This is a genomic window from Inquilinus sp. (genome assembly GCF_057815775.1).
The window spans coordinates 1-26,825 of record NZ_JBYRFX010000875.1; the positions used below are offsets into that span (position 1 = coordinate 1).

The following is a 26,825-nucleotide window of genomic DNA, read 5'->3' on the forward strand; positions in this document are numbered from 1 at the left end:
ATCCAGCTTGTCCGACTCCGACGGCGTGGCCTGCTGCTGCACGGCCAGCCGTTTGGCGCGCATGTCGATCTCGACCGTCTCGCGCAGCATGTTCAGCGCCCACCCCGTCCACTTCAGGTCGGGATCGCTCGGCCGGGCCTCGCCAGGCTTTGTTTCGTCGGGATCGGATTGCGGGTTGTTCATAGAACATATCATGAACACGCAGAACAGGCAGGGCAATGAACATTGTGTTTGCCACCGCCGCGGCCCGCGCCCAACTCCGGCGACAGGGAACCGTTCCGGCGCCTGCGGTATCATCGTGATCGTGGGATCCGTCCCGCCGTGCCGCAGGATCTTGGTGAAGCACAGGGGCCAATGCCGTGACCGATACCAACCTCGCCGCCCTCTATCGCGGCTACATCGCCTGCCTGAACCGGCAGGACTGGCCGGGGCTGGGCCGGTTCGTGCATGACGACGCGCAGCACAATGGCCGGCCGTTCGGCCTGTCGGGCTATCGCGCGATGCTGGAGCGGGATTTCCTCGAGATTCCGGACCTGCGTTTCACCATCCAGCTGCTGGTGGCCGACCCGCCCCATGTCGCCAGCCGGCTGGCCTTCGACTGCACGCCGCAGGGCACGTTCCTCGGCCTGCCGGTGAACGGCAGGCGGGTGTCCTTCACCGAGAACGTCTTCTACGAATTCCGCGACCGGAAGATCGTGCGGGTGTGGTCCGTCATCGACAAGGCAGCGATCGAAGCCCAGCTTTAGGGTGGCTCCACTTCGAGCCGCCGCAAGGGGCTAGGCATGCCCCATTCACCCTCCGATCGCCCATGTCACCCAAATTCTTCTGTTCCAGTCCAGGCGGCAGTGGTCGCGAGACGATGCGGGCGGCGCGAGGAGGAAATCGGGGCCCAGTTCGTTCGAGCCGGACAGTGCATCGGCCGCGAGGATGCAGGCCGGCTTCCTTTCCGGAATGCCGCCCATGCGCGGCCAGTACCCGAATATTAGGGGATTGAGGCCCCACCCCGGTTCCGGGAGATTGGGGCCGGGACGAAAACGCAGGGGATGCGGCGACGTCCGGCCGGATCGGGCCACCGCTGGGACTCATCTGCCGATCATGCCGGCGAGCTGAACGAGAGCGTCGCCACGGTCGACGGCGACGTCGCACTCTCGCCGGGCGGCTTGTGCCCTCCGACCACCATGATTTCAAGCAGGGATCCGCGATGACCGTATTTTTTGGCGGCGACGGCCCGGACAACTTTGTCGGCGGTGACGCGGCCGACACCATGTATGGCGGGGCCGGCAACGACACGCTCATCGGTGGCGCCGGGGACGACTATCTCGAGGGCGGCGCCGGGGGCGACCACCTCGATGGCGGTGCCGGCATCGATACCGTGAACTACACCGGCAATGCCGGCGTGTATGTCAACATGAGCAACACCGACGGCGTCGGCGATGGCCTCTGGGGTGACGCCGACCGCGATGTGCTCATCAATATCGAGAACGTCCTGGGCACGAACGGCTACGACGACGTCCTGATCGGCTCGCCCGCCGACAACCTGCTCGCCGGCTATGGCGGCAACGACCAGCTCATCGGCGCTGACGGCAATGACACGTTGCTGGGAGGAAACGGTGACGACCTGCTGGAACCCGGCGCCGGCGTGGACCAGGTCGATGGCGGCGACGGCAACGACACCGTCGATTATCACGCCAACCAGTTCTACATGTTCATCGACCTGTCGACCGGGGCCCGCTACGGCGGCGATGCCGAAGGCGATGTATTGGTCAGCATCGAGAACATCATGGGCGGTGGCGGTGGCAATACGCTGTATGGCGATGCCGGCGCCAACATCCTGACCGGCGGCTTCGTCAACGACGCCCTCTATGGCGGCGACGGCAATGACACCCTCGCAGGCGGCGATGGCGACGACTTCCTCGATGGCGGCGCCGGCGCCGACGTTCTGGATGGCGGAGACAGCCGCGGCGACACCGTCAGCTACAGCAACAGCAGCGCCGGGGTGACGATCGATCTCGGCGCCGGCACCGCGCATGGCGGCGATGCCGAGGGCGACACCCTGACCGGGATAGAGAACATCCAAGGCAGCCGGTTCAACGATGTGCTCACCGGCAACGATTTCTACGGCAACAGCCTGAGCGGCGGCGACGGGAACGACGTGCTCCGCGGCGGCGTCTACGATCAACTCGACGGCGGCGCCGGCATCGACACCGCCAGCTACTACACGCGCACGGATGGGGTCACGGTCGACCTCGCCACCGGCACCGGCAGCGGCGGCCCGGCGCAGCTGGAAACCCTGATCTCGATCGAGAACCTGTCCGGCAGCCAAGGCAACGACACGCTCATCGGCGACGCCGGGGTCAACACGCTGCAAGGCTGGAACGGCAACGACATGCTCCAGGGCGGGGCCGGCGCCGACCATCTCGACGGTGGCGTGGGCATCGACACCGTCAGCTACGCCTCGGGCACGGTCGGGGTCACGGTCAGCCTTGCCGTCGGCACCGGCAGCGGCGGCGACGCCCAGGGCGACACCCTGGTCTCGATCGAGAACCTGATCGGCAGCCAGGGGAATGACTCGCTGACCGGAAACATCATCAGCAACATCCTGAACGGCGGCGCCGGCAACGATGCCCTGTATGGGATGGACAGCGACGACGTGCTGACCGGCGGCGCCGGGCGCGACCATCTCGATGGCGGCGCCGGCACCGACATCGCCAGCTACACCGGCAGCGCAGTCGGAATCACCATCGACCTGGCCGCCGGCACCGGCCATGGCGGCGACGCCGAGGGCGACACCCTGACCGGGATCGAGAATGTCGACGGCAGCCAGGGCTCCGACGCCCTGATCGGTTCGGCCGGGGCCAATGCCCTGTTCGGCAACGCCGGCAACGACGTGCTTTGGGGCGGGGCCGGCGCCGACCATCTGGACGGCGGCGCCGGCATCGACACGGTGAGCTACACCACCAGCACGACCGGCGTGACCGTCAATCTGAACAGCCAGGCCGGCAGCGGCGGCGACGCCGAGGGCGACACCTATACCGGCATCGAGAATGTCAACGGCAGCCAGGGCGCGGACACCATCACCGGCAACATCCTGGCCAATGTGTTGAACGGCTGGGCCGGCCAGGATGTCCTCACCGGCCTGGCCGGCGCCGACCTCTTCGTCTTCTCGGCGCTGAGCCACAGCGCGGTCGGCGCCAATGCCGACCGGATCACCGATTTCAGCCAGACCCAGGGCGACCGCATCGACCTGCACGGCATCGATGCCGACACCACGGCGGCGGGGGACCAGGCGTTCCACTTCATCGGCAGCGCCGCTTTCGGCCACCATGCGGGCGAGTTGCATGAGAGCTACGCCAACGGCGCCACCACGGTCAGCGGCGACGTCAACGGCGACGGCACGGCCGATTTCAGCGTCACCCTGACCGGCGCCTACATTCTGAACGCCACCGACTTCGTGTTGTAGCCAGGCCGGGTCACACGCCGGCATCGCGCTCAAAAGATTGGGGGGCGGCGGAAGATCCACCGCCCCCCCGGTCGATCAGGCGTTCATGGCGGCGGTGACGATGCTGCGGAAGATGGTGTCGATGACCCGGCCCTGGTCGACCTCGGCACCCTGGCCAGGTCATCGACTCATTGAACAGCAAGGGCGTTGTCAGCGCGCCTGTCGTCCCGTCAGCTCGGCCAGATCGTGGCGCGGGCCGGCTGGCTGTCCAGCGGGTATTTGTAATCCTTGGTGTCCGACGCCTGGATGTCGAAATGCTTCAAGGCATCCGCCACCCATACGGCGGACAAGGCATGACTGGCGTATTTTTCCTTGCTGCAATAGGTCACGCGAGTCGATTTCTGCAGAAACGATTGATAACCCTTGGCCATCTCAATCTCCCTCATGAAATATTTCAGAGAACCCGGCTGGCGTTATTGAATGACCAGCGCATTTCCGTGTCCTGGCCACGGTATGTCGCCACCCTCACGCGCCGATCCCCAAAGGCCCGCAAATCCCAATTCGGGTTGTAAGACAGGGTCATGATATAGGGGTTGCGCAGGTCCCAGAGGTTGATGTCGAGATTGGGCGCGAAGGGGCGCAGCACGGCTTCCTTTTCCTGGGCCGCGCCACCACTATCCCATTGCAGAAGGCCGCAGGTCTGGGCGTTGATGAGATAGAACGGGTGCATGCCATACTTTTCACCCGCCGGCTGCGCATACCACAGGACCTTCGCAGCATCGCCGGCGCTGTCATCCTCCAGCGTCACCCGCCCCGACGCCTTGGAGTCGACGGCGATCAGCCAGTTGTCCCAATGGTGGCTGCGGAATTTGAGGAAGGGGATGGATTTCCCCGCGAACGTGTCGTTGCAGGTGAATTTCGCGGTCCCGTCTTCGGTCGTGTAGAGATCGGCAAGGATCTCGAGTTCGGGCCGCAACGTCTCCTGATCGCCGAAGCCGATCACATAGACATCCCCGCCCTTGTCGAGAGAGGTGCCGCGGCCATAGCCGATCAGCCCGTAGCTGACGCCGGCATTGGGGCAGGGCACGCAGGCCAGGGAATCGTCGCGCCAGCGATTCAGCGTGGCAAGCGAACCGCCGCAGTCCTTGTTCAGGAAGTCGATGATGTGATCCGGCGGGCAATAGCGGCTCTCCCGCGGCCAGAACTGCGTCGCCAGCAGCACGATGGCGTTCGCAAGGCCCATGCCCTTCACCGAAGACCGGAAACCCTCCCAGAACTGCTCGATATCGGACGCGGCGCTGCCGATGGCGGGGGCCGTGAAGTATTCCTCGCGCCCCTGCAGGGTCTTGCGGTCGAGCACGCGCACCCTGATGCCGGGCCTGGTATCGGCCCCGGCCGCCGGCTCCGCCTGCATCATGCTGCCGACGGTGAGGCTGCTGTAGCGCCAGGTCGAGTGGACGCTGAGATAGCGGCCAAGATAATGCCCCAATGCCGTCTGTGTTGCCGTACGCCGATCCTGATCTGCAATGAAAGCGTGGATCGGCTTGACCTCTCGCCCGACAATGACCGGATTGCTCTTGGCGGAGATGGTCCAGGTCTTCACCTTATCGGTGTATTTTGCCGGCTTCTTGAACAGAATGTCGGAGAAGATGCTGTTCTCTCCACCCTCTGTCGTCACCGCGGCGATGCGGCTCTCCATATATTGCTTGCGCTCGACAGTGTCGTCGATCGAACCGTCGGCCGTGAAGAACATGCCGTATTCCGCTTCGAGCTCGATCTTGATCTTTTCGAGGTCCGTGACCTTTGATTTTTCCACCAGGGTCTGGAAATACAGATTTCCACCCAGGGTGATCGATGTCACCACATCGGTACCGAACAGGTCGAAGAAGCGATAGAATTTGTTCGCTTCCGCAGGATCGAATGTCTTGGGAAGTTTGGCACTTTCTTCCGTAAATTTGGGGGTGAGCACCGCAGCCGATACCTCGCTGAGACTCGCGCCGCCGAACACGCAGCGCAGGGTGCGCACGGCAGCCGTGCTCTCCTGATGCGAGGTATATTTCTTTTCGAAATTCAGATGGAATTCGGCGGAGAACTCGCCATAGCTGGCGGTCGAATTGAATTCCGCCTTCTGCGTGTGCCGATAATCCAGAATCGATTTGAAGAACGATGAGTAACTATCGGTTCCCGGTTTCGTGTGCCGCGCAATGCCGGCCCCGGATGCCGGGTCGAACACACGTTCATCAGGCGCCCTGGCCGCGCTGAGGCGGTTCTTGCCATAGCCGAGATCGCCGTTCAGCGTCGAATAATCCGACACTCCATTGCCGCTCATTGTCATTCTCCAATAAAAATTTTCTTTAAACAATTCAGCCATTGAGGAAAATTGCCCCGCAAATAGGGCTCCTCAAGAAACAAAGTGATGATTTCGGCTACAAATGGCCAAAACCCAATCAGGCCATGCAAATCCCAGCCCGAAATTTGGGAAGATCGCGTACCATTGAGATTTATTGCACGATTTTACAGATGCCGGCGCTGAAATTGAGCGCCAATGTCTCTTTACCCATAATTTATAATCGAAACATTCGAGATATCTTTAGCTGATATCTTGGTATCCGTCCAATTGTTATTTTCCAAAAAAACTTATGACACCAACAGACGAAATAATATGTCCCGAAATCTGGACAGGCGGGCACCTTGGCCCCGCCAAAAAGACGGCCCGTTCGGATCGGACGGGCCCGCCCAGGCTAAGCACGGCCAAAGCGCCGCGATATCGGATCGCGATCATGCCGGGATCCCGGGTCTGCCACGCATCACGTCGTGCTGCAGACCCGGATGACACTGGAGAAGCGTCCTTCGGACCGAGAGCGCCCGGCCCCTACCCTTCCAGCCAGGCATCCGCCCAGGACGAGGTCGCCCATCGCGGATTGGTGGCGATGTTGTGGAGCTTTCGGCTGGCCACGGTGATGAAGGTGAATTCCGCCGCCACGATCAGCGGCAGCTGGTCGGCCGCGCGGGCCTGGAACTGCTTGTAGAGATCGATCCGCTTCGCCGGGTCCAGCTCCACCGCCGCCTGGTCGATCAGGGTGTTCATGGCGGGGTCGTCATAGCCGTACTGGTTCGAGAACGGCACCCCGTCCGGCAGGCCGCCGCGATAGAGGATGGTGGTCGAGATCGCCGGGTCGTTGCGGTAGACCGGCGAGCCGATCGCCAGGTCGAAGGCATGGTCGGTGTAGACCGCCTTGAGATGCGCCGCATCGTCGTTGCCGACCAGCGTCGCGTCGATGCCCACGGCCTGCAGCGCCTGGCGCAGATAGTCGCCCATCTGCTTGGTCTGTTCGAACCACGGTGCCGGCAGCAGGCGGATGGCGAAGCGGGCGCCGCCGTCCTGGCGGGGATAGCCGGCCTCGTCCAGCAGCGCTTCCGCCTTCTTCGGGTCGAAGGCATAGCTCGCGACCTCAGCCGTGTAGAACGGCACCCCGGTCTTCGGCACCGGGCCGGTCGAGGCATCGGCGAAGCTGCGGAAGATGGTGTCGACGACATAGCCCTGGTCGATCGCATGGGCGATGGCGCGGCGGACGCGCACGTCCTGCAGCTCCTTCCGCCGATGGTTGATCTCGACCGTCAGCTGGTAGGTGATGCCCTCATAGCCCTTGCGCACCACCGCCACGTCGGGCAGCGCCTTCAGCCGGTCCAGCTCCTCCAGCGGCACGGCGGAGAAGGCGGAGAGCTGGATCTCGCCCGCCTCATGCGCCGCGGCGATGGCGCCACGGTCCGACAGCACGCGGAAGACGATGCGGTCGAGATAGGGCTGGTCCTTGACCCAGTAATTCGGGTTCCGCTCCAGCAGGTAGTACTCGCCGGGCTTGTGCTCCTTGTACAGGAACGGGCCGGTGCCGATCAGCTGCTCGTTGTGCGGGTTCTTGTCGATGTCGGTGCCGTCGTAGAGGTGCTTCGGCACCACGGCGGACAGCGCCGGCAGCGCGTTCTCGACCAGCTGCAGCGGCGTCGGCTGCTTGAAGTGGAACACCGCGGTGCGGTCGTCGGGCGTGTCGACCGAATCGAGGTCCTTGAACAGGACGCGGCCGAGATTCTGCTTCTTGCTCCACAGCTCGACCGCGGAATAGGCGACGTCGGCCGAGGTGAAGGGCTTGCCGTCGTGCCAGGTGACGCCGTCGCGCAGCGTGAAGGTGATGGTCTTGCCGTCGGCGCTGCCGGTCCAGGCGGTCGCCAGCACCGGGGTCAGCTTGCCGTCATAGGCCATCTCGGCCAGCGGCTCGATCACCTTGCTGGCGACGTAGAACACGCCGTTGGAGGCGACCAGCGCCGGGTTCAAATTGCGCGGCTCGGTGTCCGCCGCGACGGTCAGGGTGCCGCCCTTGACCGGATCCGCCGCCCAGCCGAAGCGGGGCCGCAGGACACCGGCCACCGCGGCGGCGCTGACGCCGGACAGCAGGGCACGGCGGGACAGCGGAAACCGGGGGGACAGCGGAAGCCGGGCGGGCATGACGGCACCTCGAGGGACGGGACGCCGCAGTCTATCGGAGTTGCCGGCGCCGGCAAGGCGGAGACAGACCCGAACCGGGCGCGCGAGGCCAAATCGGGCGCGCAAGGATTGCACGGATCGCGGCCCCCGTGGCAATACTCCAGCCATCCGGGCCGGCGGTCGAGGGGCGCGCGCGTCCCGCCCGAGCCCGATGCAGCAGGAATGGTGATCATGGCCCAAGACGAGATGGCGGCGCAGATCCTGGGGAAGGCCGGCTTCATCGCCGCGCTGGACCAGAGCGGCGGCTCCACCCCCGGCGCGCTGCGCCTCTACGGCATCCCCGACAGCGCCTATAGCGGCGATGACGAGATGTTCCGGCTGATGCACGAGATGCGGGTGCGCATCATGACCGCGCCGGCCTTCACCGGCGACAAGGTGATCGCCGCCATCCTGTTCGAGCGCACGATGGACGGGCAGGCCAACGGCCAGCCGGTGCCGACCTTCCTGTGGAAAGAGCGCGGCATCGTCCCCTTCCTGAAGATGGACAAGGGGCTGGAGGCCGAGGCCGACGGCGTCAGCCTGATGAAGCCGATCGGCGGCCTCGACGCGCTGCTGGAACGGGCGGTGAAGCTCGGCGTCTACGGCACCAAGATGCGCTCGGTCGCCAACCTGCCGTCGCAGACCGGCATCGCCGCGCTGGTGGCGCAGCAGTTCGCGGTCGCGGCGCAGATCTCGGCCCACGGGCTGATGCCGATCATCGAGCCCGAGGTGCTGATCAAGAGCCCCGACAAGAAGGGCACCGAGACCATCCTGCGGGCCGAGATCCTGAAGCAGCTCGACGCCCTGCCGGCCGGCCGGCAGGTGATGCTGAAGCTGACCATCCCGGAGGAGCCGGATTTCTACGCGCCGCTGATCACCCATGACGGCGTGATCCGCGTGGTCGCCCTGTCCGGCGGCTACACCCGGCCCGATGCCTGCCGCCGCCTGGCCGCCAATCACGGCATGATCGCCAGCTTCTCCCGCGCCCTGATCGGCGATCTGCGCCGCGACATGACCGACGCCGCATTCGACGCGTCGCTGGCCGAGGCGATCGACGAGATCTACCGGGCCTCCACTCAGAAGGTGTGAGGTTGCGTGGCCTGTCCTGCGTGCGGGCGAGGCCCCGTCGCCACCCGGAACAATTCGTGACCGCCGCGGCATCGTCGGGGCTGGTTCTGCCGCCGCGGGTCCCTATAGTGCGCGCATGATCGCGCCCCCCGCCGTGTCCCTTCCCATGCCGGATGCCGAGCCGTTGGTGCTCGCGCCCGAAGGCGGCGTGCTGCTGACCGCGGATGGCGAGTTGGCGGCGCTGACCCCGGCGGAGCTGCGCCGGCGGGTCGACGGGCCACCGCTGCTGCTGTGCCACGCCCGGGCCATCGGCCGGCGCTGCGGGCTGGACGTGCTGGGCGCCTTCGACCTGCTGGAGCTGTTCGCCTTCGCCAAGCCCGGCCGGTTCAGCGTGCCGACGCCGCGCGGCCTGGCCGAGGCGCTGGGCCTGCCGCAGCCGACCTCGCTGGAGGATGCGGCGATCGCCCTGCCGCGCATCGCCGAGACGCTGCTGCGCGGCCTGGCGATCCCGACACCGGACGAGCGCAGCGACCCGGCCGGCCTGGCGACACGGATGGGCGAGGCCGGCTGGCCCTGGGCACCCTATGTGCTGGCGGCGCTGGGGATGCGCGCCCCGGTCGACGATCATCGCAAGCGCGGCGCCTACCAGATCTGGGCCCATCTGCCGGAATGGGAGGCCGAGCCGCCGAACCCGCCGCCGTCGCAGCATGGCGTCGACCCGCGCGAGGCCCGCGCCCGGCTGGCGCAGATGCTGGGCGCGAATGCCGAGCCGCGGCCGCAGCAGGGCGACTATGCCAGCGCCGTGGCCGCCGCCTTCGCCCCGCGCCCGGCGCCTGATGATCCGACCGTGGTGCTGGCCCAGGCCGGCACCGGCACCGGCAAGACCCTGGGCTATCTGGCGCCGGCCACGGTCTGGGCCCAGAAGAACGGCGCCCCGGTCTGGGTGTCGACCTACACCCGCAACCTGCAGCACCAGATCGACGGCGAGATGGACCGGCTGTTCCCGGACCCGGTGCTGAAGGCCCGCCAGGTGGTGCTGCGCAAGGGGCGCGAGAACTATCTCTGCCTGCTGAACTACGAGGATGCGGTGCGCGCCCTGGCGCTGAACCCGCGCGACGCGGTGCCGCTGGGGCTGATGGCGCGCTGGGCCGCGGCGACCCGTGACGGCGACCTGACCGGCGGCGACTTCCCCGGCTGGCTGGCCGACATCATCGGCCGGCCGAACAGCCTGGGCCTGGCCGACCGGCGCGGCGAATGCATCCATTCCGGCTGCCCGCATTACAGCCGCTGCTTCATCGAGCGCGGCATCCGCCGGGCCCGCAAGGCGCAGATCGTGATCGCCAACCACGCGCTGGTGATGATCCAGGCGGCGCTGGGCAGCGTCGACGACCGCGACACGCCCAGCCGCTACATCTTCGACGAAGGCCACCATCTGTTCGAGGCCGCCGATTCGGCCTTTGCCGGCCACCTGACCGGGATGGAGGCGACGGATCTGCGACGCTGGCTGCTGGGCCATGAGGAAGGCGGGCGCCGCGCCAGCCGGGGCCGCGGCCTGCGCCGCCGGGTCGAGGACCTGCTGCCGGGCGACGACGCGTCACTGGCCACGCTGGACGACATCGAGCGCGCCGCCCGCGCCCTGCCTGGCCCGGGCTGGGGCCGGCGCATCCACGACGAATCGCCGCGCGGCCCGGCCGAACAGTTCCTGGCCCTGGCCCGCGCCCAGGTCTATGCCCGCACCCAGGGTGCGGACGGCCCCTACACCATCGAATGCGACACCGCCGACCCGGTCGAAGGGCTGGTGGCCGCCGCCCAGGCGCTGGACACCGCCCTGGCCGAGCTGCAGGTGCCGCTGCAGGCGCTGGCCAAATCCTTCCGCGAGCGGCTGGACGAGGAGGCCGCGTCGCTGGACCCGAACCAGCGCCAGCGGCTGGATGCGTCCGCCCGATCGCTGGAACGGCGCTCGAAGATGGAGATCGGCGGCTGGCGCGGCATGCTGTCGGGCCTGAGCGAGCCGACGCCGCCCTGGCTGGTCGACTGGTTCGGGGTCGAGCGGATCGAGGGGCGCGAGCTCGATTTCGGCTTCTACCGCCACCATGTCGACCCGACCCGGCCCTTCGTCGACGCGCTGGTGCGGCAGGCGCATGGCGTCGTCGTCACCTCGGCGACGCTGACCGACGGCGCCGGCGACAAGCCGGACGACTGGCGCGCGGCCGAGGACCGCACCGGTGCCGGCCACCTGGCCCGGCCGGCGATCCGTGCCCAGGTGCCCTCGCCCTTCGACTACCCGGCGCTGACCCGGGTGCTGATCGTGCGCGACGTGCGCAAGGACGATCTGGAGCAGGTCGGCGCCGCCTATCGCGAGCTGTTCCTGGCGGCCGGCGGCGGCGCGCTGGGCCTGTTCACCGCCGTGACCCGGCTGCGCGCCGTGCATCACGTGCTGGCCCCGGCGCTGCAGGCGGCCGGCCTGCCGCTGTACGCCCAGCATCTCGACGGCATGGATGTCGGCACGCTGGTCGACATCTTCCGCGGCGAGACCGATGCCTGCCTCCTGGGCACCGATGCGGTGCGCGACGGCGTCGACGTGCCCGGCCGGGCGCTGCGGCTGATGGTGTTCGACCGGGTGCCCTGGCCGCGGCCCGACATCCTGTCCCGCGCCCGCGGCGTGCATTTCGGCAAGCAGCGCTGGGGCGACATGCAGACCCGGTTCCGGCTGAAGCAGGCGTTCGGCCGGCTGGTACGCCGGGCCGACGACCGCGGCGTCTTCGTCCTCCTGGACCCGATGATGCCGACCCGCCTGTGCACCGCCTTCCCGCCCGGCGTCGAGGTCCAGCGCATCGGCCTGGCCGAGGCGGTGGCGATCACCCGGGAGTTTCTGAAGCCGAAGACTGAGGGATAGTCCCCGGGGCCTTCCGCCTTCATGGGAAAATCATCCCTGGCACCCCGGTCCCGGGCATATCATGCCTGCCGCCGGCCGGAGCGATCCGGCCGGTTATATTGACGCCATTTCCGATCCCGCATTTTGCATCCGCGCGCCCTGCGCGGCCGGTACCGACCCACCCGAACCCGGAGGGACACCGTGCCCATCAGCGATCTGTTCTCGAACGGCGCCAAGCCCAACATCCTGATCCTGGTTACCGACCAGGAGCGCGCCCTGTCCGAATGGCCGGAAAGCTACCGCGCCACCCTGTCGGCCAAGCTGAAGGCGGTGCAGACGCTGACGGCCAACGGCCTGAGCTTCGACCAGGCCTACACCGCCGCCTGCATGTGCGCGCCCAGCCGCGCCACCTTCCTGACCAGCCAGTACCCGATCGTCACCGGCTGCACCACCACCGGTCAGTCGACCCTGCCGGACCCCGGCAGCGTCCCCAACATCGCCACTGTTCTGGAGAAGGCCGGATACAGCAGCTATTGGATCGGCAAATGGCACCTGCTGGGCCAGGATGAGCCGGGCCAGGGCGATTCGGACCTGTCGCAATGGGGCTTCCAGCCCTTCGCCGCCGGCGGCAATACGGTGGCCTGGGATCCGCCGGATGCGGGGCTCAACCTCGGCACCACCTATCTCGGCGGCGGCACGCAGGGTCCGACGACGTATAACCGGAACGACCAGCGCTACGTCCAGAACGCCCAGGCCTTCCTGGCCAGCCCGCCCGCCGGGCCCTGGTGCCTCGTGATATCCCTGGTCAACCCGCACGACGTCCATCTGGGCTACGAGGCCCAGGACGGCGTCTACTACGACCAGGCCGACTACCAGTCGCTGGGCGTGCCGCTGCCGGACGATATCGACGAGAGCCCGGCGGCGATGCCGCGTGGCCAGAGCTACTATTCCTGGGATGCGCAGGCGTCGAAACAAGCGTCTCAACAGGATCTGGCGAATTTCTACGCCTATCTGATGCAGTATGTGGACGGGCAGATCGGCACGATCCTGGCGGCGATGAGCCAGGACCAGATGCAGGACACACTGATCATCCGCTTCGCCGATCATGGCGAGATGGCGCTGTCGCACGGGCTGGTCGAGAAATTCGTCAACGCCTATGGCCAGTGCATCCATGTGCCGCTGGTGTTCTCGAACCCGGTGGCCTGGCCCCAGGCCCAAACCACCGCGGCGCTGGCCAGCATGGTCGATCTGGCCCCCACCCTGGCCAGCCTGCTGGGCGTGGCGGGAGACTTCAGCAGCTTCACCGGCCAGGATCTGAGCCCTGTGCTGGACGACCCGGCGACGTCGGTCCAGGACTATGTCCACTTCACCTATGACGACCTGCACGGCAACAGCGGCCCCAGCGTCATCCGGACGATCCGGTCGAAGGATTGGGCGTACTCCGTCTATCTCGATTCGGTGGCCAACCCGGCATCAGGCTATTCCGACGCGGATTGGGAAATGTACGACCTCGCGGCCGATCCCGGCGAGAACAGCAACATCGCCGGCCAGGGGCTGCCGCAGCAGACGGTGCTGGACCAGGCGCTGCAGGCCCAGATGGTGGCGAAGGGCACGGCCCCGGCCTGGTACCCGGCCCAGTGGCCGCCCCAGGCCACAGGCAACAGCCGCGGCGGGCCGCCATCGGACAGCGAGGCCGCCAGCCGCCACGCCATCGTCGCGGTTCCCGGCATCACCGCGACCCGGGCCCAGGCCCTGGCCTATGTCGGCATCCTCGACGCCGAGGCGCTGCTGGCCCGCACCGCGACCCCGGCCGGCCGCCAGGCGCTGGCCGGCATGGTGCCGGTGGACGAGCCGGAGCTCGACCGCTGGATCGTCGCGGCACGGACGCTGGTCCCCGGCTGATCTCAGGCCGCGGCCAGATCCGCCACCGCCTGTCCCAGCAGGGCGAGGTCCTGCGGCCGGGACAGGCGGTGGCAGAGCACTGAAAAAACGTCGCAGTCCGGGGAGGGCCCGGTTTCGTATCGTAAGGTTGGACACTGAATCCCGAACGCATGGGCCCTTCGAGATGGACGGCGGAAAAGAAATCACATGGCTATCTCAGGCGACCGGCCTCAACACCTTTCCGGTCGTGGTCGAACAGTGGCGGAGAAGAAGACGAAATCTGATACCCCGATTTGAAAAGAGCTAAAAAACGGCGAGAAAGAAATCGAATTGCTTCGTAAGGAAGAAGCAAGATCCAGGTCAAATCCGGACGCAGAATCCGAAGAAGCGAGAAAAGCAGCGACGGTGCTGAGAGAAGGAGCAGAGCGGAGGGTCGCGTCTTTCCAGTTTGCCATAAATGAACTAAAGGAATTTTATCGATCCATACACAGTGGAAATGGACTCGAAGCAAATCTCTTGATGGTCAAGGATCAGCTGAAAGCTCTGGATGCAAGAAACTATCGCGTCCCCAAATACAGGTTGGTTCAGATCCCCGAGGAACTGAAAGCCCTGCATGCCGTGGGATTCCTCGCGTTCCGGTACAAGAAAATGCTCGAAGAGCGGGCGTCGAATTGGGATGAAGGCGAGCTTGTAATGATCGTCAGGGACTCGTTGAAACCGCCCCTCGATGTGACGATCAACGAAACGCTCAGGCTGTTGGAGAAATACGGCTACGACGACGACGACATCGACGAATGGAGGCCGCAGGAGGACAGTGACGACGCCTCATCAATGGTGGCATTCGCTCACAATCCGGTGCGGTCCGGGGAAGCGAGCGCAGACGATTCTCTCGTCTCCATACCCCGATCGGCCCAGGACCAGCGGTAGGGATGCCATCGGATCACACCTGTTCCGGCAGGCCGGCCGGGACATCCCCTCATCTCCGTCCGTTGACCGGGCGGCTACGAAGATCCCGCCAGCACCTCTTCCACCGCCTGCCCCAGCAGGGCCAGGTCCTGGGGCCGGGACAGGCGGTGGTCGCCGTCCTTGATAAGGGTCAGGCGGACATCCGGGCCGGCCAGCGCCTCGGCCAGCTTCAGGCTCTGGCGCCAGGGCACGTCGGGGTCGGCCAGGCCGTGCAGCAGCCGGGCCGGGCCGGCAAAGGGCACCGGGGCGCGCAGCAGCAGATGTGACCGCGCCTCCACGATCAGCTGCCAGGTGATGCGATAGGGCCCGTCGCCATAGGCCGAGGGGCGGTCGACGAAGCCGTCGCGCCGCATCCGCGCCAGCCCCATCTCGCCCAGCGCCGGCAGCATCAGATCTTCGGTGAAATCCGGCGCAGCGGCGACACTGACCAACCCCGCCACCCGGTCCGGCCGGGCGATCGCAGCCTGGGTCGCGACCCAGGCGCCCATCGAGGAGCCGACCAGGATCTGCGGCCCGTCCGTCAGCGCGTCGAGCACTCGCAGCGCATCGGCGATCCAGTCACCCAGCACCAGGTCCTGGAACACGCCGCCCGAGGCGCCGTGGCCGCGATAATCGAAGCGCAGGAAGGCCAGGCCGCGTTCGGCGGCAAAGCCGTCGAGGTACGTCGCCTTCTCCCCCGCCATGGCCGAGCGGAAGCCGCCACAGAACACCAGCCCAGGCCGCCCATCGGCCGCACCCGGGCGGCGACGCCAGGCGATCGGCGTGCCGTCGGCCGCCGCGATCATTCCGGTCTCATCAGTCATGGCGTGGCCAGCAGGTCCCGGTACAGCGCGACATAGTCGACGGCCGCACGCTCCCAGCTGAAATCCTGGGCCATGGCGCGGCGCTGCAGCTGCTGCCACAGCGTTCGGTCGCGCCACAGGCCGCAGACCCAGCTGATCGTGCCGGCCAGCGCCGACGCGGTCGGGTCGTCGAAGCTGAAGCCGGTGGCGCGGTCCTCGACGATCGCGTCATGGCTGGCATTGACCACCGTGTCGGCCAGCCCGCCGGTGCGGCGCACCAGCGGCAGCGTGCCGTAGCGCAGGGCGTACATCTGGGTCAGGCCGCAGGGCTCGGTGCGCGAGGGCACCAGCAGCACGTCGGCCCCGGCCTGCAGCAGGTGCGACAGCGCCTCGTCATAGCCGATGCGGACGGCGACATGGTCGGGGTGATCGTTGGCAGCGGCGCGGAAGCCGGCCTCGAGCTCGGCGTCGCCCGACCCCAGCAGCACCAGCCGGCCGCCGCCGGCGATCAGCGCCGGGATGGCGTCGAGCAGCAGGTCGCAGCCCTTCTGCCCGGTCAGGCGGCTGACCATGGCGAACAGCGGTGTGCCGTCATCGTCCGGCAGGCCGAATTCCCGCAGCAGCGCCGCCTTGGACGCCGCCTTGCCCGACAGGTCGTCCGGTCCGAAAGGGGCGGGCAGGTTCGGATCGTGGCGCGGGTCCCAGATGGCATAGTCGGTGCCGTTGACGATGCCGACCAGGTCGGAAGCGCGGCTGGCCAGCAGGCCCTCCAGCGCATGGCCGTATTCCGCCGTCTGGATTTCCCGCGCATAGGTGCGGCTGACCGTGGTGATGCGGTCGGCGTAGTACAGGCCAGCCTTCAGGAAGCCGACGCCGCCGAAATACTCCAGCCCCTCCATCGACAGGCTGCCCGGCGGCAGGCCGAGCTCCGTCATTGCCGCGGCGGGATACCAGCCCTGGAAGGCGATGTTGTGGATGGTGGTGACGGTGCGCGGCCGGGGGGCGCCCGGCCCGGCCAGGCCCCCCGCGGAGAACGCGAGATAGGCCGGCGCCAGCCCGGCCTGCCAGTCATGGCCGTGGACGATGTCGGGCACCCAGCGCGGATCGGCGCCAAGGCCGAGACGGGCCGCGGCCCAGCCGAGGGCGGCGAAGCGGCGATGGTTGTCCGGCCAGTCCAGCCGGTCGGGGCCGAGATAGGGGTTGCCCGGCCGCGCGAACAGGCCGGGGCTGTCCAGCACATAGGTGGGCACCGCGATGCCGTCGATCTCGGCCAGCATCACCTGGGCCGGGCCGCCGCCGAACAGGTCGGCATCCTCCAGGATCAGCTCCGGCCGCCGCATCGCCGCCAGGATCGCCGGATAGCCCGGCACCCAGCACCCGGGCGGCGACCCCGGCCACGGCCAGCGCCGGCGGCAGCGCCGCGGCGACATCCGCCAGGCCGCCGGTCTTCACCAGCGGATAGATCTCCGACACCGCGTGCAGGACTTTCATGCGGCTGTCTCCCTCGCCCGGAAAAGGATCGCCATCCCCGCGAAAGCGGGACCGCTGCACACTATCGCGCCCCGGCCGTCAGTCCAGGGCGTCGATCATCGGCTGGGTGATCAGGACGATGCCCTTCTCGGTGCGATGGAAGCGGCGGGCATCGGCTTCGGGGTCCTCGCCCACCACCAGCCCTTCCGGGATGCGGACGCCATGGTCGATCACCACCCGGGTCAGCCGGGCGTGGCGGCCGATGTCGCATTCCGGCAGCACCACCGCCTCATGCAGCTTGGCGAAGGAATTGACCCGGACCTTGCTGAACAGCACTGACTGCCGGACCGTGGAGCCGGAGACGATGCAGCCGCCGGAGACGGTGCTGTTCACCGCCTTGCCGACCCGCGCCCCGTCCTCGAACACGAATTTCGCCGGCGGCAGCTGCTCCTGGTACGTGTAGATCGGCCAGTCGCGGTCGTAGAGGTCGAGCGCCGGGGTCACCGTCGTCAGGTCGATATTGGCTTCCCAATAGGCGTCGATGGTGCCGACGTCGCGCCAATAGGGTTCGGCATAGCTCGGGTTCGGGATCGCGCTTTCCGAGAAGCGGTGCGCCCGGACATGGGCGGTGTCGACCAGGAACGGCACGATGTTCTTGCCGAAATCATGCTCCGAATTCGGGTCGGCGGCGTCGCGGCGCAGCTGTTCGGCCAGGAAGCGCATGCTGAAGACATAGATGCCCATGCTGGCCAGCGCGATATCGGGCCGGCCCGGCATCGCCGGCGGGTCGGCCGGCTTCTCCAGGAAGCTGGTGACGCGCCACTGGTCGTTGACATGCATCACGCCGAAGGCCGTCGCCTCCATGCGCGGGACCTCGACGCAGCCGACGGTCACATCCGCGCCGGTGCGGACATGGTCCTCGACCATCGCGGTGTAGTCCATCTTGTAGACATGGTCGCCGGCCAGGATCAGGACATGGTCCGGCGCCTCGGCCTCGAAGATGTCCAGGTTCTGCCAGACTGCGTCGGCGGTGCCGCGATACCAGATCGCCTCGTCCACTCGCTGCTGCGCCGGCAGCAGGTCGACGAATTCATGCATCTCGGCCCGCAGATAGCCCCAGCCGCGCTGCAGGTGGCGCAGCAGGCTGTGCGACTTGTACTGGGTCAGCACATAGATGCGGCGGATGCCGGAGTTGATGCAGTTCGACAGGGCGAAGTCGATGATCCGGAACTTGCCACCGAAATAGACCGCGGGCTTGGCCCTGCGGTCGGTCAGCTGCTTCAGCCGGCTGCCCCGCCCGCCGGCGAGGACCAGGGCGATCGTGCGCTTGGGCAGCTGGCGGATCGGACCGTCGTCGCGCATCAGGGGGCCTCCCGTTTCGACACTATTTCCGGGAGAGTAACACCAGGATTTGCGATCCGGCACCGTCCCTCGGCGACAAACTTCGCTAATTATCGTGCAAGTTTCGTGGCCGGCGTTCAGCCGGGCGGGAATTGCGGCGCAATGATCGCCAGCAGCAGCGACAGAGTCAGCACCGAGACCAGGGTCGAGACCAGGATCACCGCTGCGGTGCGCTCGACGGAAAGGCCGGCGCGCTGGGCGATGGCGAAGGCCGATGCCCCGGTCGGCAGGGCGGCCAGCAGCACGGCGCTGGCGGTCCAGAACGGGTCCATCGGGAACAGGGTGGCGGCGAAGCCCCAGGTGATCAGCGGCTGCCACACCAGCTTGAGCACGGTGATCCAGCCGATTTCGCCAAAGCCGCCGCGCAGGATCTGCCCGGCCATGAACAGGCCGATGGCGAACAGCGCGCAGGGACTGGCAGCGCCGCCCAGCAGCGACAGCAGCGTGACCAGCGGCGCCGGCAGCGGCAGCCCGGCCCAGGACCAGGCGACACCGAGCACCGGCGCCATCACCAGCGGATGGGTCACCAGCGCCGCCGGCACGCCCCACAGCGCGCCGCGCCTGCGCCGGCCGGCCAGGATCGCGACCAACACGAGTCCGGCCACGCTCATGACAATGGTGGCGAGCGCCGCCGGCGGCAGGCCGCGGGCCGGGCCGAAGGCGGCGGCGAACAGCGGGATGCCGAGGTAGCCGGTGTTGGGGACGCCGGCATTCACGCCCTGCATCGTCGCCGCGCCGGCATCGGCACGGTGCAGCAGCCAGCCGAGCCCTGCGCCGATCAGCCACACCACCACGGCGCCGCCGAGAAAGGCGCCGAGGAAGTTGAGCCCGAGGAGGTTGACGATGTCCCACACCGGCGTGCGCGCCATCGCCAGGAACAGCAGCGCGGCAGGGCGATCCAGGTGACGAAGGCGTTCAGCGCCTCGGACTGGACCCGGCCGAGCAGGCGGATGCGGCCGGCGAAGAGGCCGAGGAAAATCACGCCGAAGACCGGCAACGCCACATCGAGGACCACCTGCATGGCGTCCTCATGCCATGCCATGCCCGAACGGGGGAAGCACGGTCGTTGCCTCGCCGCCAAAGCCCCGTCCTGGGGCGGTTGCCTTGACGCCCCGGCGCGATCCGGGCGATATCCGGGGCGGATCCCTTCGACGACTCGCCGTACCCCCGGAGATTGCCATGACGACCGACGCCCACGGCGCCCTGATCTACACCATGGTGCTCGCCTCCGTGGCCGACACGAACATGACCGATGCCGAACTCGTGACGCTGTCGGAGATGGTGCGCTTCCTGCCGGTGTTCCGCGATTTCGACGTCGACCGGATGCCGGACCTGACGCGCGACTGCATCGACCTGCTGCAGGAGGATGACGGCATCGACCGGGCGCTCGATATCATCGGCGAGACCCTGCCGGAGCATCTGCACGAGACCGCCTACGCCATCGCCTGCGACGTGGTCGCGGCCGACGGCAGTGCCAGCCAGCCGGAGCTGCGGCTGCTGGAGCTGATGCGCGACCGGTTCGGCGTCGACCGGCTGGTGGCGGTGGCGATCGAACGCGGCGCCCGCGCCCGCCACCGCACCTTGTAACGGCAACGACCGCCCCGAGAGCCGCCGCAAGCGCGGCCGGGGCGAGACTGAAGGGGGAGAAGGCATGCTGGGAGTGAGGGTCACCCGGTTCTGGCCGATCGTCGCCATGCTGGCCGCAGCCGCCGGCCCTGCCGGCGCGCAGGATGCCGCCCCCGCAGCGCCCCCGGCCGTGATCACGAAGGTCCCCACGCTGCAGGTCGGCGACGTGACCCTGACCGACTGCCAACCGGATCTCGGCGGCTTCTGCGGCCAGATCAGCCGGCCGCTCGACCCGGCCGGAAAGCTGCCGGGCACGGTGACCATCGGCTTCGAATTCTATCCGCACCGCGACGCGGCCCAGCCGGCCGAAGGCGTGATCCTGACCCAGGAGGGCGGGCCCGGCTATTCCTCGACCGGGACGCGCGACGGCTATCTGCACCTGTTCGACGGGCTGCGCGACCGGCGCGACGTGCTGATCGTCGACAAGCGCGGCACCGGCCTGTCCGACCCGATCAACTGCGAGGCGCTGCAGCAGGCCGCCGAATTCGTGCAGGCGGCCCTGGCCGCCTGCGGCAAGCAGCTGGGCCCCGCCGCCTGGCTGTACGGCACGGCGCCGGCGTCGGACGACGTGGCCGCGGTGCTGGACGCGCTGAAGATCGACCGGGTCGATTATTACGGCGACAGCTACGGCACCTGGTTCGGCCAGGTCTTCGCCCAGCGCCACCCCAGCCGGCTGCGCACTTTGGTGCTGGACAGCGCCTATCCCACGCTGGGCCTGTCGCCCTGGTACGACACCGAATGGGCCACGGCGCGCGACGGATTCGAGCTGGTGTGCCAGCGGTCCCCCAGCTGCCGCGCCCTCGGCGGCCGGTCGCTCGACCGCATCGAGCGGCTGGTGGAGGCGCTGCGGGACAAGCCGGCCAAGGCCGAGGCCAAGGATGGCGACGGCAATGCCGTCAGCTTCGCGCTGGATGCCCCGACCCTGTTCATGGCGATGAACGGCGCCGGCGGCAGCCCGACCTTCTATCGCGAGCTGGACGCCGCGGCCCGGGCGTATCTCGACGCCCATGACACGGCGCCGCTGTACCGGCTGCTGGCCGAGGCGACGGCCTGGGGCACGCCCGGCACCGACCCGACCGCCTTTTCCACCGGCCTCTATGTCGCCGTGGTCTGCGCCGACTATCCCCGGCTGTTCGCCCCCGGCGTGACCCGGGCCGAGCGGCAGCGCCAGCTGCTGCACGCCACCGAACAGCAGGCGACGACCGACGCCGCGATCTACGCCCCCTTCACCATCGCCGAGGTCAACGCCTCGCCGCACAAATGGGAGCGGCGGGACCTGTGCCTGGACTGGCCGCAGCCGCCGAAGGGCGTCGCCGCCGGTACGGCCGTCGACCCGAAGGTGCCGTTCCCCGATGTGCCGACCCTGGTGCTGTCGGGCGACATCGACAGCACGACCTCGCCGATCGAGGGGCTGCAGACGGCGCGGCTGTTCCCGAACGCGACCTATGTGCCGGTGCGCAACCTGACGCACATCACCGCCATCACCGACCAGGCGATCTTCGTGCCGCCGATGGGCGGCGACGCCACCGGCTGCGTCGCGCCGATCGTACTGAACTTCGTGCGCAGCGGCGGCGAGGCCGGCGACACCTCCTGCACCCAGCGGATCCGGCCGATCCGCACCGTGCCGGCCTTCGCCACCAAGGCGGCCGATGTCGCCCCGGCCAAGGCCGACACCGGCAACGCCGCGACCGAGGCGGAACTGCGCTTGGCCGCCGCCGCGGCCGAGACCGCCGGCGACGTGCTGGCCCGTTACTTCGTCAACGCCGGCGGCAGCGGCGTGGGCTTGCGCGGCGGCAGCTTCAGCCTCGCGGCCTTCGACGCCGGCTTCGCCTTCACCCTCGACCATGTGCGCTGGGCCGAGGATCTGGCCGTGTCGGGCACGCTGCGCTGGAACCAGTCGACCGGCGACGTCACGGCCGACCTGACCCTGGACGGCGCCACCACCGGCACGGTCGCCCTGGCCTGGAACGACCGCGACACCGATGCCGTCGCCCGTCTCACCGGCACGATCGGCGGGCATGCGCTGGTGGCGGAGCGGATCGCGCCGTAGGGCCGGCACCGCCATTCCCCACTTGTCATTGCCCGGCTTGACCGGGCAATCCAGGGCCACGAAGAGCCGCTCTCGGTGGCCTGGATCCTCGGGTCAAGCCTGAGGATGACAAAAAGAGTGAGTCGGGGGCCGTTGCGAGGCCCGCCTGGCCTCAGAAATACTTCGCCAGATTCTTCCGGATCCGGTCCAGCACCGGGGTACCGGGGTCCGGCAGCTCGAAGCGCTGGCCGGTGATGGTCTCGAAGGCGCGGACATAGACCTGGGCGGTGGCGCGGATCACATCCGCCGGGATCTCCGGGATCGGGTCCTTGTAGGGGTCGCAGCGCGCCGTCACCCAGCTGCGCACGAAATCCTTGTCGAAGCTGTCCGGCCGTTCGCCGCGGGCGAAGCGGTCGTCATAGCTGTCCGCCAGCCAGTAGCGGCTGCTGTCCGGGGTGTGGATCTCGTCGGCCAGGATGATGCGGCCGTCCGCATCCGTGCCGAATTCGTATTTGGTGTCGACCAGGATCAGCCCGTGCTGCCGCGCGATTTCCTGCCCGCGGGCGAACAGGGCGAAGGCATAGGCGCTGAGCTGCGCCCACTGCTCCGCCGTCAGCAGGCCCTGGGCGATGATGGCGTCGGGCGTCAGCGGCTCGTCATGGCCGCCGTCGAAGGCCTTGCTGGTCGGGGTGATGATCGGCTGCGGCAGCTTCTGGTTGTCGCGCAGCCCGTCCGGCAGGCGGATGCCGTACATCTCGCGCTGGCCGGTCTTGTACAGGGTCAGGATCGAGGTGCCGGTGGTGCCGGCCAGATAGTCGCGCACCACGATCTCGACCGGCAGGATGTCGAGCCGGCGGCCGACCACGACATTCGGGTCGGGGTAGTCGATCACGTGGTTCGGGCAGATGTCGGCGGTCGCCTCGAACCAGAAGCGCGCGGTCTGGGTCAGCACCTGGCCCTTCAGCGGGATCGCGGCCAGGATGCGGTCGAAGGCGCTGATCCGGTCGGTGGCGATGATGATCCGCGTGCCGTCGGGCAGGTCGTAATTGTCCCGCACCTTGCCGCTGTAATGGGCCGGCAGCTCCGGGATCGTCGCATCGTCCAGCGTCGGGTAGAGGCGATCGTCCAGGGCCGTGAATTCCATCATCCGCATCCTTGCAGGGGCTGGGGGATCTTTAGCGCGCCGGGCCGGGCTTGTCAGGCGGCAATGCGGCCGGCCGCCGAAGCGCCGCACGGCGCGGTTCCGCGCCGCCCGGAAATGCGCCATCCTGCGACGGTGCCGGTGACCGTGGCGCCGCCGGTGAAGGATCGGAGGGTGCCATGGGAACGGCCTACAAGCGGCTGCTGCTGAAGCTGAGCGGCGGGGCGATCGCCGGCGAGGATGGATCGATCTTCGGCGCCGCCGCGATCGACCACATCGTCACCGAGATCCTGTCGGTGCAGCGCCTGGGGATCGAGATCGCCATCGTCATCGGCGGCGGCAACATCTTCCGCGGCAAGGTGTCCGAAGCCTGGCACATCGAGCGGGCGGAGGCCGATAACATCGGCATGCTGGGCACCGTGATCAACGCGGTGATGCTACGCGCGGCGCTGACCGCACGATCGGGCCCCGAGGTGCGGGTGATGAGCGCGGTGCCGATCCCGTCGATGGCCGAACCCTATATCCGGCTGCGGGCGGACCGGCACCTGGGCAAGGGCGCCATCGTCATCCTGGCCGGCGGCAACGGCCAGCCCTATGTCACCACCGACTACCCGGCGGTGCAGCGCGCCATCGAGCTGCGCTGCGACGCCGTGCTGGCCGCCAAGGACGGGGTCGACGGCGTGTTCACCGCCGACCCGCGCCTGGACCCCGCCGCCCGGCAATACGCCACCCTGGCCTTCGCCGACGTGGTGAAGCAGGAGCTGCAGGTGATGGACCAATCGGCGATGTTGCTGGCGCGCGACCACGGCCTGCCGCTGCACGTCTTCAACTTCGCCCTGGCCGGCGCGATGCGCCGGATCTGCGAGGGCGAGGCGGTGGGCACGCTGGTCGCCCCCGGCGCGCCCACGGTGCTGTCGGGGGATTGAGGCCCCCACTGTCAGCGACGGTCGATCGTCCGGTCGAGGAAGTCGCGGATCAGGGGGAAGATCTCATCGGCCTTGTCTTCCAGGGCGAAATGACCGGTGTCGAACAGGTGGAATTCGGCATCGGGCAGATCGCGCCGGTACGGATGCGCGCCATCGGCGGGGAAGATCTTGTCGTTCTGGCCCCAGGCGATGAGCGTGGGCGGGCGGTGCTGCCGGAAATAGGCCTGCACCAGGGGGTAGAGCGGCAGGTTGGTGCGGTAGTCGTAGAAGAGGTCGAGCTGGATCTCGGCATTGCCGGGCCGGTCGAGCAGCGCCTGGTCGTGCACCCAGTTGTCGGGCGAGATGCGGCTGACATCGGCGACGCCGTCCGTGTACTGGAACTTCGTCGTCTCCAGGGTCATGAGCCCGGACAGCGCCTGGCGATGGGCGTCGGAGCCATCGGCCCAATAGGCCTTGATCGGGTCCCAGAACGCCTTCAGCCCTTCGTCATAGGCGTTGCCGTTCTGCACGATCAGGCCGCTGACGCGATCGGGGTGCTTCAGCGCCAGCCGCCACCCCACGGGGGCGCCGTAGTCCATGACGTACATGGCGAAGCGGGTGATGCCGAGATGGTCGAGCAGGCCGCCGACCAGTTCGGCGAAGCGATCGAAGGTGTAGGAGAACTTGGTGTGGTCGGGCATGTCGCTCTGCCCGTATCCGGGATAGTCGGGGGCGATCACGCGGTACCGGTCCGCCAGGGCCGGGATCAGGTTGCGGAACATGTGCGAGGAGGTCGGGAAGCCGTGCAGCAACAGCACGACGGGCGCATCCTTCGGCCCGGCCTCGCGGTAGAAGATGTTCAGCCCGTCGAGCTGGACCGTCCGATGATGGGTGACGGGCGATGCCGCGATGGCGGGGAGAGTCGACGCTGCGTTCATCTCTGTGGTCTCCATAGTCCGGTTTCTGCCCCGTCCGGGTCGCGTCAGGGCTGCGGAACATCCGGTGGAGACACGCTAGCGCATTCCATTTTTGGCCGAATTCCCTAAGCTCGGGACTCATCCTCCCAAATCTGGAAGGTCGATGGACCGCTTCGAAGCCATGTCGGTTCTGGTCGCCATCGCAGATGGCGGCAGCCTGTCGTCGGCGTCACGCGACCTGGGCACGCCGCTCGCCACCGTCAGCCGTAAGGTGGCGGAGCTGGAAGCCCGGCTGAAGACCCGCCTGGTCAACCGGTCGTCGCGCCGGATCACGCTGACGGATGCCGGCCTGGCCTATGTCGCCTCCGCCCGGCGCATCATCGAGCAGGTCGAGGAGGCCGAACGGACGACGATGGGGGAATACAGCGCCCCCAAGGGCCATCTGACCGTCACCGCCCCGGTCGTGTTCGGACGGCTTCACGTGCTGCCGGTCGCGGCGGATTTCATGAAGGCCCATCTCGACATCAGCCTGCGCCTGATGCTGGCCGACCGGCTGCTCGACCTGCCGCAGGACAATGTCGACGTCGCGATCTGGATCGGCCCGCTGCCGGACAGCAGCCTGATCGCAACCCGTGTCGGCTGGACCCGCAGGGTCGTCTGCGCCAGCCCCGGCTATGTCGCCGCCCATGGCCGTCCCAAGCGGCCGGAGGATTTGACCGCCCTCGATTGCATCACCTTCGAGAACCTGGCCTCTCCTCGCAGCTGGGTCTTCCGGATCGGGCGCGAGGACCGGGCGGTCCAGGTCCGGTCGCGACTGTCGGTCACCACGGCGGAAGCCCCCCTCGACGCAGCCGGGGCGGGACTCGGCCTCACCCGCGTGCTGTCCTACATGACCGAGGATGCGCGGCGGGCCGGCCGGCTCGAAATCCTGCTGGAGGATTTCGAGCCGGAGGCCTGGCCGGTCAGCCTCGTCCACCAGGGACACGGCTCCCTGGCGGTCAAGACCCGCGCCTTCCTGGACTGGGCCGCCCCCCGCCTCAAATCCCGGCTGGCCTGAGGCGGCCGGGCGCCGATGTCAGCCTTCCGGCCCGTACGCCTCGTCCAGGAAATCCCCAACGGCCCGGAAGGCCTGCAGACGGTTCTTCTCCATCAGCACCATGTGGGTGCCCTCGCCGATCTCGACCCAGCGCCGGTAGGGTGCGCCGGTGAGGCGGGTGAAATAGTCCTGCGCCACGGGCAGCGGCACGTCGAGGTCCCATTCGGCATGGACCAGCAGCACCGGGACGGTGATCTCGCCCGGTTCGTAGAACGGCCGGCCGACCGTCCAGTAGTCCCGGGTGTCGAGGATCGGGCCGGTGGCGGCGCGCATGGTCGGCGGCGTCTCCGCCCGCCCCTGCGGATCGGTGGCCAGCGCCACCTCGGCCCAGGCCTCGAACCAGCCTTCGGGGATCAGGCCTGCACGCTTGTCCTCCGGCGCCCCTTCCAGCCAGCGCGCCTTGCCCTGCAGCACCGGGATCCGGCGATAGGCGCCGAGCGTCCCGCCCGGGTCGATCCGCGCCTTCCCGGGATTCAGCCACTGCGGCGCGACCAGCGCCAGCTTGGCCACCTTGGCGTTGTTGCGGCTGGTGTAGGCGCCGGCGACCGACCCGCCCCAGGACATCGCGACGATGTTGGTCCGCGGGATGCCGCGCCGCGCCAGCACGAAGTCGACGGCGGTGGCGAAGTCGCGCACCCCGGTCTCGGTCCGCCCCAACGGCGGGTTCTGCTCCGGCGGCTGGTCCATTTCCGGCGGCCGGGTCGAGCCGC

General features: G+C 68.1%; 21 protein-coding genes and 1 pseudogene. 10 read left to right on the top strand and 12 right to left on the bottom strand.

Annotation, left to right across the window (positions count from 1 at the left end):
• Positions 1–183, bottom strand: a 183-nt coding sequence (locus AC3XYG_RS31455) for a hypothetical protein (RefSeq protein ID WP_489143827.1), incomplete at its 3' end; no start/stop codon positions are given.
• A 176-nt stretch (positions 184–359) separates the two neighbouring features.
• Here AC3XYG_RS31455 and AC3XYG_RS31460 point away from each other — a divergent pair.
• The gene (locus AC3XYG_RS31460; RefSeq protein WP_489143828.1) at positions 360–746 is read left to right on the top strand and encodes an ester cyclase; all 387 of its coding nucleotides are present in this window, start codon (positions 360–362) and stop codon (positions 744–746) included.
• A 455-nt stretch (positions 747–1,201) separates the two neighbouring features.
• Positions 1,202–3,460 carry a beta strand repeat-containing protein gene (locus AC3XYG_RS31465; RefSeq protein ID WP_489143829.1) on the top strand — a complete coding sequence of 753 codons (2,259 nt, stop codon included), beginning with the start codon at positions 1,202–1,204 and terminating at the stop codon, positions 3,458–3,460.
• A gap of 209 nt (positions 3,461–3,669) precedes the next feature.
• Here AC3XYG_RS31465 and AC3XYG_RS31470 read toward each other — a convergent pair whose 3' ends face one another.
• The 3 genes from AC3XYG_RS31470 to AC3XYG_RS31480 all read right to left on the bottom strand — a co-directional run bounded on the left by AC3XYG_RS31470 (position 3,670) and on the right by AC3XYG_RS31480 (position 7,940).
• Positions 3,670–3,870 (bottom strand): hypothetical protein, encoded by a 201-nt coding sequence (locus AC3XYG_RS31470; RefSeq protein ID WP_489143830.1) that lies wholly within the window; start codon positions 3,868–3,870, stop codon positions 3,670–3,672.
• Positions 3,871–3,893: 23 nt separating this feature from the next.
• Positions 3,894–5,768 (bottom strand): MAC/perforin domain-containing protein, encoded by a 1,875-nt coding sequence (locus AC3XYG_RS31475; RefSeq protein WP_489143831.1) that lies wholly within the window; start codon positions 5,766–5,768, stop codon positions 3,894–3,896.
• A 543-nt stretch (positions 5,769–6,311) separates the two neighbouring features.
• Entirely contained in the window at positions 6,312–7,940 is a 1,629-nt protein-coding gene (locus AC3XYG_RS31480; protein ID WP_489143832.1) for an ABC transporter substrate-binding protein, read from the bottom strand.
• A 210-nt stretch (positions 7,941–8,150) separates the two neighbouring features.
• Between AC3XYG_RS31480 and AC3XYG_RS31485 the strand changes: the two genes are divergently transcribed.
• From AC3XYG_RS31485 to AC3XYG_RS31500, 4 genes are all read left to right on the top strand, one after another.
• Positions 8,151–9,047, top strand: a complete 897-nt coding sequence (locus tag AC3XYG_RS31485) for a fructose bisphosphate aldolase (protein WP_489143833.1) — start codon at positions 8,151–8,153, stop codon at positions 9,045–9,047.
• 115 nt (positions 9,048–9,162) lie between these two features.
• On the top strand, positions 9,163–11,922 hold the full coding sequence (locus tag AC3XYG_RS31490) for an ATP-dependent DNA helicase (protein ID WP_489143834.1): 2,760 nt from the start codon (positions 9,163–9,165) through the stop codon (positions 11,920–11,922).
• 180 nt (positions 11,923–12,102) lie between these two features.
• The gene (locus AC3XYG_RS31495) at positions 12,103–13,803 is read left to right on the top strand and encodes a sulfatase-like hydrolase/transferase (protein ID WP_489143835.1); all 1,701 of its coding nucleotides are present in this window, start codon (positions 12,103–12,105) and stop codon (positions 13,801–13,803) included.
• A 309-nt stretch (positions 13,804–14,112) separates the two neighbouring features.
• Positions 14,113–14,709: a hypothetical protein gene (locus AC3XYG_RS31500; RefSeq protein WP_489143836.1), complete on the top strand. Its 597-nt coding sequence runs from the start codon at positions 14,113–14,115 to the stop codon at positions 14,707–14,709.
• A gap of 74 nt (positions 14,710–14,783) precedes the next feature.
• Here AC3XYG_RS31500 and AC3XYG_RS31505 read toward each other — a convergent pair whose 3' ends face one another.
• The 5 genes and pseudogenes from AC3XYG_RS31505 to AC3XYG_RS31525 form a co-directional block, all read right to left on the bottom strand.
• Positions 14,784–15,533: an alpha/beta hydrolase family protein gene (locus tag AC3XYG_RS31505; protein WP_489143837.1), complete on the bottom strand. Its 750-nt coding sequence runs from the start codon at positions 15,531–15,533 to the stop codon at positions 14,784–14,786.
• Between the two features lie 14 nt (positions 15,534–15,547).
• Complete coding sequence (gene glgA / locus AC3XYG_RS31510; protein WP_489143838.1) at positions 15,548–16,900, bottom strand: glycogen synthase GlgA; 1,353 nt, start codon at positions 16,898–16,900, stop codon at positions 15,548–15,550.
• 55 nt (positions 16,901–16,955) lie between these two features.
• A pseudogene (locus AC3XYG_RS31515) lies at positions 16,956–17,021 on the bottom strand (glycogen/starch synthase); the annotation flags it as partial.
• A gap of 78 nt (positions 17,022–17,099) precedes the next feature.
• Complete coding sequence (gene glgC, locus AC3XYG_RS31520; protein ID WP_489143839.1) at positions 17,100–18,362, bottom strand: glucose-1-phosphate adenylyltransferase; 1,263 nt, start codon at positions 18,360–18,362, stop codon at positions 17,100–17,102.
• Between the two features lie 116 nt (positions 18,363–18,478).
• Complete coding sequence (locus AC3XYG_RS31525; protein ID WP_489143840.1) at positions 18,479–19,270, bottom strand: AEC family transporter; 792 nt, start codon at positions 19,268–19,270, stop codon at positions 18,479–18,481.
• Between the two features lie 310 nt (positions 19,271–19,580).
• Here AC3XYG_RS31525 and AC3XYG_RS31530 point away from each other — a divergent pair, with 310 nt between their 5' ends.
• Positions 19,581–19,988: a tellurite resistance TerB family protein gene (locus tag AC3XYG_RS31530; protein WP_489143841.1), complete on the top strand. Its 408-nt coding sequence runs from the start codon at positions 19,581–19,583 to the stop codon at positions 19,986–19,988.
• A gap of 64 nt (positions 19,989–20,052) precedes the next feature.
• Entirely contained in the window at positions 20,053–22,077 is a 2,025-nt protein-coding gene (locus AC3XYG_RS31535; RefSeq protein ID WP_489143842.1) for an alpha/beta fold hydrolase, read from the top strand.
• Positions 22,078–22,228: 151 nt separating this feature from the next.
• Here AC3XYG_RS31535 and AC3XYG_RS31540 read toward each other — a convergent pair whose 3' ends face one another.
• Entirely contained in the window at positions 22,229–23,203 is a 975-nt protein-coding gene (locus tag AC3XYG_RS31540; protein WP_489143843.1) for a phosphoribosylaminoimidazolesuccinocarboxamide synthase, read from the bottom strand.
• Between the two features lie 173 nt (positions 23,204–23,376).
• On the opposite strand from AC3XYG_RS31540, the gene pyrH reads away from it, so the two are divergent.
• On the top strand, positions 23,377–24,123 hold the full coding sequence (pyrH, locus tag AC3XYG_RS31545; protein ID WP_489143844.1) for a UMP kinase: 747 nt from the start codon (positions 23,377–23,379) through the stop codon (positions 24,121–24,123).
• Positions 24,124–24,134: 11 nt separating this feature from the next.
• Here the strand turns inward: pyrH and AC3XYG_RS31550 are convergent, their stop codons facing one another.
• Positions 24,135–25,040 (bottom strand): alpha/beta fold hydrolase, encoded by a 906-nt coding sequence (locus tag AC3XYG_RS31550; protein ID WP_489143845.1) that lies wholly within the window; start codon positions 25,038–25,040, stop codon positions 24,135–24,137.
• Positions 25,041–25,182: 142 nt separating this feature from the next.
• Here AC3XYG_RS31550 and AC3XYG_RS31555 point away from each other — a divergent pair, with 142 nt between their 5' ends.
• Entirely contained in the window at positions 25,183–26,076 is an 894-nt protein-coding gene (locus AC3XYG_RS31555) for a LysR family transcriptional regulator (RefSeq protein ID WP_489143846.1), read from the top strand.
• An 18-nt stretch (positions 26,077–26,094) separates the two neighbouring features.
• On the opposite strand, the gene AC3XYG_RS31560 is transcribed toward AC3XYG_RS31555, so the two are convergent.
• The coding region (locus tag AC3XYG_RS31560) for an alpha/beta hydrolase (protein ID WP_489143847.1) at positions 26,095–26,825 on the bottom strand (731 nt) is incomplete at its 5' end.